General features: G+C 68.1%; 9 protein-coding genes and 1 pseudogene. 5 read left to right on the top strand and 5 right to left on the bottom strand.

Annotation, left to right across the window (positions count from 1 at the left end; translation table 11 throughout):
* The 4 genes and pseudogenes from ACTHMS_RS18525 to ACTHMS_RS18510 form a co-directional block, all read right to left on the bottom strand.
* Positions 1 to 193, bottom strand: a pseudogene (locus ACTHMS_RS18525) (hypothetical protein); the annotation flags it as partial.
* A 13-nt stretch (positions 194 to 206) separates the two neighbouring features.
* A complete protein-coding gene (locus ACTHMS_RS18520; protein WP_440308138.1) occupies positions 207 to 1,403 on the bottom strand; it encodes a glycosyltransferase family 4 protein in 1,197 nt (398 codons plus the stop codon).
* The gene (locus ACTHMS_RS18515; protein WP_440308137.1) at positions 1,400 to 1,564 is read right to left on the bottom strand and encodes an RGCVC family protein; all 165 of its coding nucleotides are present in this window, start codon (positions 1,562 to 1,564) and stop codon (positions 1,400 to 1,402) included. The genes ACTHMS_RS18520 and ACTHMS_RS18515 overlap by 4 nt, the downstream gene beginning before the upstream one ends.
* Complete coding sequence (locus ACTHMS_RS18510; protein WP_440308136.1) at positions 1,561 to 2,034, bottom strand: DUF5994 family protein; 474 nt, start codon at positions 2,032 to 2,034, stop codon at positions 1,561 to 1,563. Before ACTHMS_RS18510 ends, ACTHMS_RS18515 begins: the two co-directional genes overlap by 4 nt.
* A gap of 227 nt (positions 2,035 to 2,261) precedes the next feature.
* Here ACTHMS_RS18510 and ACTHMS_RS18505 point away from each other — a divergent pair, with 227 nt between their 5' ends.
* Entirely contained in the window at positions 2,262 to 2,444 is a 183-nt protein-coding gene (locus ACTHMS_RS18505) for a hypothetical protein (protein WP_440308135.1), read from the top strand.
* Positions 2,445 to 2,497: 53 nt separating this feature from the next.
* Here the strand turns inward: ACTHMS_RS18505 and ACTHMS_RS18500 are convergent, their stop codons facing one another.
* Positions 2,498 to 2,851, bottom strand: a complete 354-nt coding sequence (locus tag ACTHMS_RS18500; RefSeq protein WP_440308134.1) for a hypothetical protein — start codon at positions 2,849 to 2,851, stop codon at positions 2,498 to 2,500.
* Between ACTHMS_RS18500 and ACTHMS_RS18495 the strand changes: the two genes are divergently transcribed.
* The 4 genes from ACTHMS_RS18495 to ACTHMS_RS18480 all read left to right on the top strand — a co-directional run bounded on the left by ACTHMS_RS18495 (position 2,844) and on the right by ACTHMS_RS18480 (position 5,361).
* Complete coding sequence (locus ACTHMS_RS18495; RefSeq protein WP_440308133.1) at positions 2,844 to 3,083, top strand: cupredoxin domain-containing protein; 240 nt, start codon at positions 2,844 to 2,846, stop codon at positions 3,081 to 3,083. The two genes, ACTHMS_RS18500 and ACTHMS_RS18495, sit on opposite strands and share 8 nt — an antisense overlap.
* Entirely contained in the window at positions 3,080 to 3,556 is a 477-nt protein-coding gene (locus tag ACTHMS_RS18490; RefSeq protein ID WP_440308132.1) for a hypothetical protein, read from the top strand. Before ACTHMS_RS18495 ends, ACTHMS_RS18490 begins: the two co-directional genes overlap by 4 nt.
* Before the next feature lie 177 nt (positions 3,557 to 3,733).
* The gene (locus ACTHMS_RS18485) at positions 3,734 to 4,594 is read left to right on the top strand and encodes a hypothetical protein (protein ID WP_440308131.1); all 861 of its coding nucleotides are present in this window, start codon (positions 3,734 to 3,736) and stop codon (positions 4,592 to 4,594) included.
* A gap of 29 nt (positions 4,595 to 4,623) precedes the next feature.
* Positions 4,624 to 5,361, top strand: coding sequence for a class F sortase (locus ACTHMS_RS18480; RefSeq protein WP_440308130.1), 738 nt, complete (start codon positions 4,624 to 4,626; stop codon positions 5,359 to 5,361).
* Positions 5,362 to 6,293 lie beyond the last annotated feature (932 nt).

Below are 6,293 nucleotides of genomic sequence, written 5' to 3'. Positions count from 1 at the left end.
ATTTCGCCGGAAGCAATGTTCTCTGTCGCTGATTGCTCGACCGGTGGCCGGGGAGACGGCCGCTGACATCGATCTCGCAGTGGTTCCGCCGTCCGACCTCGATGCGCTGGATGTACGTGCCGGCGACGAGGTCAGCCAGGGGTCTTCTCCGTGTATCGCGCGCCACGAAGTTGACACCGATCAGCTCGAACACCGCGCGGTCGTGATCATGACTCGGGAAGGAGGCGCAGACCACGCTCATCGGCACCGGCGTCGGCGTGCGCCACGCGGACAGACGTGATGTCCAGGAGCGCTGGGACAGCGGCCGACCGCCCGGCAAAGTGGGACAGGGCAGTCGGACGAAGGGTGGCCTCGCGCTTCGGGCTCATCGTGCTGACCTGGCCGTGCCCGTGCGCGGCGAGCACGTCGAGCAGCGCGACGACGGACTGACCCACCGTGAAGCGGGCCCCGGCCACCGCACGCTGTTCGGTCGACATCGGGCCTCGGTCCGCGGTCTCCCGCACGCCCCACGCGAGCGCTTCGGCGTTGTCGGGTTGGACGAGGAGGACCCCACCGCTGTCGGTCTCGGGCAGCCCACCGTCGTCGGACGCGACCACCCAGCACCCCGGATGCTGCGCCTCGATCGACACGATCCCGAACGTCTCGTGCCAGTACTGCGCGTTCGAGGGGACCACGACGATGTCATGCGCTGCCATCAGCTCCGCCATGTCGGCCGGCGTCCGCCGAGCGGGTACGACGACGCAGCCGGGATGTGCAGCCACAAGCTCGGCGATGATGCGTCCCTGCGGCTTGTCGGCCCCGGACGTCGTGATCGTGATCGACAGCGCAGGGTCCTCGGCGATGACGTCGACGTGCAGCATCGACAGCAGCGTGTAGATGCCCTTCTCCGGACTGAGCCTGCCCGCGTACAGCACGCGGGTCACCCCACGCTGGGGCGCGCGCCGGGGTTGATCGGCGAACGGCGGCTCGGCGAAGGGGTAGACGACGTGGACGGCTGCACGGTCGACCTCGAGGTAGTCCGACCACAGCCCGGCGGCGTACCGGCTCGTCGCGATGAGCACCCTGTCCCGCACGCTGTCGACCGCGAGCCGGCGATACCGCTCACGGATCGGCGGCGGATGGTGCAGGATCTGGAACGACGGACGCCTCGTCGCCACCGCGGCGATGTCGTTGACGAAGACGATCGTGCCGTCGAGGGCGGAGACGTCGTCCAGGCTCGCAACGGCCTGGAACGGGACGTCGTCGTACTCCGTACGGCCGTCGTCGACGCCGAGACCGATCGTGACCACCTGTGCCGCGACTCCACGCCTGTTGAGCTCGCGCACCTGACCAGTGGTGTAGTTCTCCGAACCGCCGGTACCGGCGGGCAACGGATTGCCGGGTGACCAGACGAACGAGATCATGCCGACCGGCAGATGCAGTTGCGGCCGGGCACGTGATCCTTCGTGGCGGCGCAATAGCGCCGTTCGACGGCGCTGTGTCCGAGTTCGCCGTGCGGGCAGCTGCTGCAGCGAAGCGGGTCGAGGGCGGGCGTCGCGGCGGCGGTCTCGCGCTCGGCGGTCACAGGAGCAACCCGTCCACATGCGCCGCAACCGGATCGGCGCCGGCGTGATCGAGCAGTTCGCGTGCGGAGCGGTGGTCGCCGATGCCGTCGAGCTCTGCCATGGCGCGGTCGACCGTCGCCTGGTCGGTGCCGGGCGGGAGCACCAGCAGGATGCCCCGTTTCCAGCCGGAGGAGTCGATCAGGGCGAGCTCGGCGGTGTCCTGCGAGTTGAAGCCGCCCAGCCGGACCGTCCTGTCGAGGATCGTCGTCCGCCGGACGACCGGAGCGTCCCAGCCCGCGATCGCGAAGCTGAGGCGGCGGACGGCGGGGTAACCAGCAGCCTCGACGGCGCTCACCAGCACTGGCAACTCGGCGACGAGGTCGAGCGACTGCGGCCACCACACGCCGTCGACGAAACGCTCGGTCTTGTCGAACGGACGCAACGCCAAGAATCGATCGTGGCGAGTTCGCTGCGGCACGTGCTCGGTCATCACAACATCCAGCCCCGCGCCAGAAGCCGACGCGTGTGGGATTCGATCGGCGGGACCGGTGCGACCTGAGCGGCGCAGGAAAAGCGACCTCGACAACTCCGACGGTAACACGCGGAGCGAGCACGACACCGGGTCTTCCCGGGCTTCGAGGCCTACGCTCGAACAGAGCGTGACGATGCGACGGAGACGAGGGGGCCCGGATGTCGAGGCTGCACTACGGACCGGAGTTGTCGTTCGACCTCGACCCCGAGACCGCACGGCAGGTCACTGAGACGATTGGTGCGCACGCCACCAGAGGCGGCTGGATCACCTTCCACGACCGGGGCGGCCGGTCCTGGTCGATCCTCGTAACGCCGGGCATCCCGATCTGGCTCGAGTCCGACCCCGCCGAGACCGTGGCCCCTGCCTGACCGTCCGCCCGTCACGCCGCAACCTCCGCCACGCAGGCGGATCCGGACCTTGGTCAACTCGGGTGCGTCGGCTCCGCGGCGCACTTCATCCGAACGCCGACAACTTTGACGTCACCGCCCGATCCGTCTGGTTGCTGCGAATCACAACCGAATCGGCTTTCATCACGAATGGTGCGTATGAGATCACCCCGCAGGTACCGAGTGTCGATCCTCCTTGCCGGCGTCGCCGGTCTGGCGATGCTGACGGCGTGCGGGTCCTCTGGAACAAGTGCCGGGAGCGCGGGTGGGTCTGGATCGACGTCGTCGGAGATGTCGATGTCCTCGAAGCCGGCCGTCACCGCGCCGAGTGGTTCGAACGCTGACGCATCGAGTGGTGCGGGTGTGCCGACGCCGGCGCCCATGATCACGATCAAGGACTTCGCCTATGGGGTCCCGGCGAGCGTCCGGCCGGGCTCGGTGGTCAGGGTGACGAACTCCGACCAAGTGGCGCACACCGTGACCGCGGATCAGGGCAGTGCGTTCGACGCAGCGGTTGACCCCGGCGGCAGCGCCACGTTCAAGGCTCCGAACAAGCCGGGTCGTTACAAGTTCCACTGCACCTATCACTCGAACATGCACGGCACGCTGGTCGTCCGATGAGCAGCGGGGCCGTCACCCGGGCAGCGCTGCTCGGCTGGGTGCTGCGGCTCGTGACGGCTGCTGGGTTGGTCGTCGATGCGGTCATCCACGCCGACCTCGCCGCAAGCCAGCCGCCGGGTGGAGGCATCAGTCAGACGCAACTGTTCTACGGCGAGACCGTCGTGTCGGGCTTGGCTGCTGTGTTGGTGCTCCTCATCGCCTCGAAGCTTGCGTACGCCTTCGCGTTCCTGGTCGCAGTCAGTGCGCTGGCCGCGGTGGTGCTTTCCCGGTACGTCGACATCGGCCCGGTCGGACCGTTGCCGGATCTCTACGAACCGTTTTGGTACGCGAGCAAGATCGCGACCGCACTGGCCGAAGCGGCCGCTGCAGTAGGGGCAGTCGTTGCCCTGCTGACGCAGTGGCGCACGCGCTCCAGGGGAAGCGGACCTGGAAGACGCGACACCGGCGTCGCGGTATCGATCACCACCCCCTGAACGTCGGCGTCGAGCCCGCCGGTGGTCCGACCGTCTGGGAACGAACGCGGGCCGGGGTCAGGTCCGGGGCCGCGAAACGTCCGAGGTGTGGAACCGAACGCATCCTTGGACGCGAAGTTTGTCCTGTATGACCCTTGTTGTCCGAAACCACCGGGCGGCGCTCTCGGAAGGACTGTCATGCACAAGTCACTACGTTGGACCGTGCCGCTCGCCGCGCTCGGCGTCGCCGGGCTCGGGCTCACCATGCCGGGCGCGGCGTCCGCTGCCACGTCGACCACCTACCAGGCCTCCCTGCAGCCGGTGGCGTTGAACACCCCGGCAGGGGCGGCCTCCGGATCGGTGACGCTCGCGCTCAGCGGCTCCACGGCGACGATCACCGAGCACGTGTCCGGGCTGGCACCGCAGCTGCCGTCGGACACGACGACCCTGAACGCGCTGGGGATCCCGAGCGCGTTCGCGGGTGCGCCGTTCCCACACGTGCAGCACATCCACATCAACGGTCAGAACGGCGGCTGCCCCACCTCGTCCGCCGACGCCAATCACGACGGGCTGATCACGGTCACCGAGGCGGCGGACAACTACGGCCCGATCGGCACCACCCTGTCGGTCAAGGGTGACACGAGCCCGAAGTCGGCCGCCGATGTCACCATCGCGCCCGGCGGCGGCAGCTTCACCTACCACCGCACCATCACGTTGGATCAGGCCACGTTGACCGCGTTGCAGAGCGGCAAGGCGGAGGTCGTGGTGCACGGGCTCAATCCGGCAAACGCCCCGAAGGCTTCGCTGACCACCGACAACTCCCTCGGCGTCACGCTGCCGGGCGCGAACAAGAAGGTCAAGGCGATCGCCACCGCGCCGGCCCTGTGCGGCGCACTCACCACCTCGCAGATGTCGGCCACCCCGGTCGGCAGCAGCCCGACCGGCGGCGGCAGCACCGCCGGCCTCGAGGACGGCGCCTTGCTCGGTGTCGGTGGTGGACTGATCCTGGCTGCGGGCGGCATCTTCGCGATGCGACGCCGCTACGCCCGCCAGAGCTGATCAACCCTGACCACGGTCACCAGCATCTGATGAACATCGAAGCCCGCGCCCGCCGCACCCGCCTGCTCGGGGGGGCGGGCGCGGTGCTGCTGCTCGCCGGCGTCCTCACCGTCGTCATTGCCCTGCGAGCGCAACGATCGGCCCCGCAACCACCTGCCTCGGCGGCCAGTCCGGTGAACGTGATCCCCACGGGGACAACACCCCCTCGACCACCCGCCGGCCCGACCGCGACGGTGCCGGGCCCGGGACAGCCGAACGGCCCGAGTTCCGGCAGCGGCGGGACACGTGGGCTGATCCTTCCCCGTTCACGTCCCGTCCGGCTGCAGATCGCGTCCATCGGCGTTGACAGCACGCTGCGCCAGATCGGGCTCAACAGTGCAGGCGAGATCGTCACGCCGCCGCTGGACAAGGACTCGCACGCCTACTGGCTCACCGTCTCACCCACCCCGGGCGAGCTCGGCCCGGCCACAATCATCGGTCACGTCGACTCGGCAGCCTTCGGACCAGGTGTGTTCTTCAAGCTCGGCGCCATGCGGCAACGCGCGAAGATCCTCATCACTCGCGCCGACGGCACCGTCGCCCTGTTCGAAGTCGAGCGGGTCGCCGAGTACAAGAAGAATGCCTTCCCCACCCAGCAGGTCTACGGCAACATCGACCACGCCGGACTTCGGCTCATCACCTGCGGCGGAGACTTCAACTCCTCCATCAGCAGCTACGACTCCAACATCGTCGTCTACGCCGCACTCGTCTCCGTCCGCAGTGTCTGACGAGTCAACTCGGTCCGCCAGTCTCTCTCTCAGACTCGCCCATGGTCCGACTGAGACCCTACCGGTGACGATTCTCCGCTACCGGTGCATCGGCTGCGGGCACGTGTGACGCCAAGACACGAGCAGAGCCGCCGAGGCCCCGAGCGCAACTCTCACGCCGCGCGTTGCGCGGGGCGTTGGACGCGCCAATCTGCTGGCGCCTCACCGTCGTCGGCGTCGACGAGCACTGCTGACGCCACACTCGCTGAGGCCTCGCGATCACGGACCCGTTCCATGTCGCCGCCCCGGCCGGCGAAGCGCTCGACCACTGCTAGCAACGATTGCAGCATGATGCCCTCGGCCGCAAAGGCGACCGCGCTCTACTGTCGCTGTGAGGGCTTCGAGCCGCTCATCACGAAGAGCAGAGGATTTTGACGAATCCGCTTCGGCGGCGGCCCGAGAACCTCGGCAGCCTAGGGGTTTTGCACAGCGCAGAAAGCAGCGGTGCTCATAATCTCCGGGTCGCGGGTTCGAGCCCCGCCCGCCCCACGAATCAGCCCTACGAAAGCGGTTGTAAACACTGGTTTTCATCGGCAGGCGTCGAGCGTTGGACTCACAGCGATCAAGGTTCGGGCGCTTCAACCAGCTTCCTTCGGATACCGCTGCGGCGTTGGCGTTGTCGTGGCACAACGCTCCAAGAGCATGGGATTGTGCCTGGCTGGCTCGCAAGCCGTGGCGAGGTCGATGACCGTCCCTGATGCCGCCCGGGCGTCGGAACACTCGCCGCGCACGGTGCTCGGCCTCTAAGTGCCCGGCGGACGTTGGCTGTCAACGGCCAAGTTGTGGTCCCCGCTGGTGGCCAACTGAAAGTCCCCACTCCTCGCGGGTGATCACTTCTTTTTCGAGGCGGTGTCTCCTCTCGTGCGGGCTTGTTTCATGCGGTAGCTGTCGCC

It is taken from the genome of Jatrophihabitans sp., from assembly GCF_051960575.1.
GTDB lineage: Bacteria > Actinomycetota > Actinomycetes > Mycobacteriales > Jatrophihabitantaceae > JBQCEE01.
Note: the sequence above shows the minus strand (reverse complement) of the source record. Positions and strands in the feature narration are given on the sequence as shown.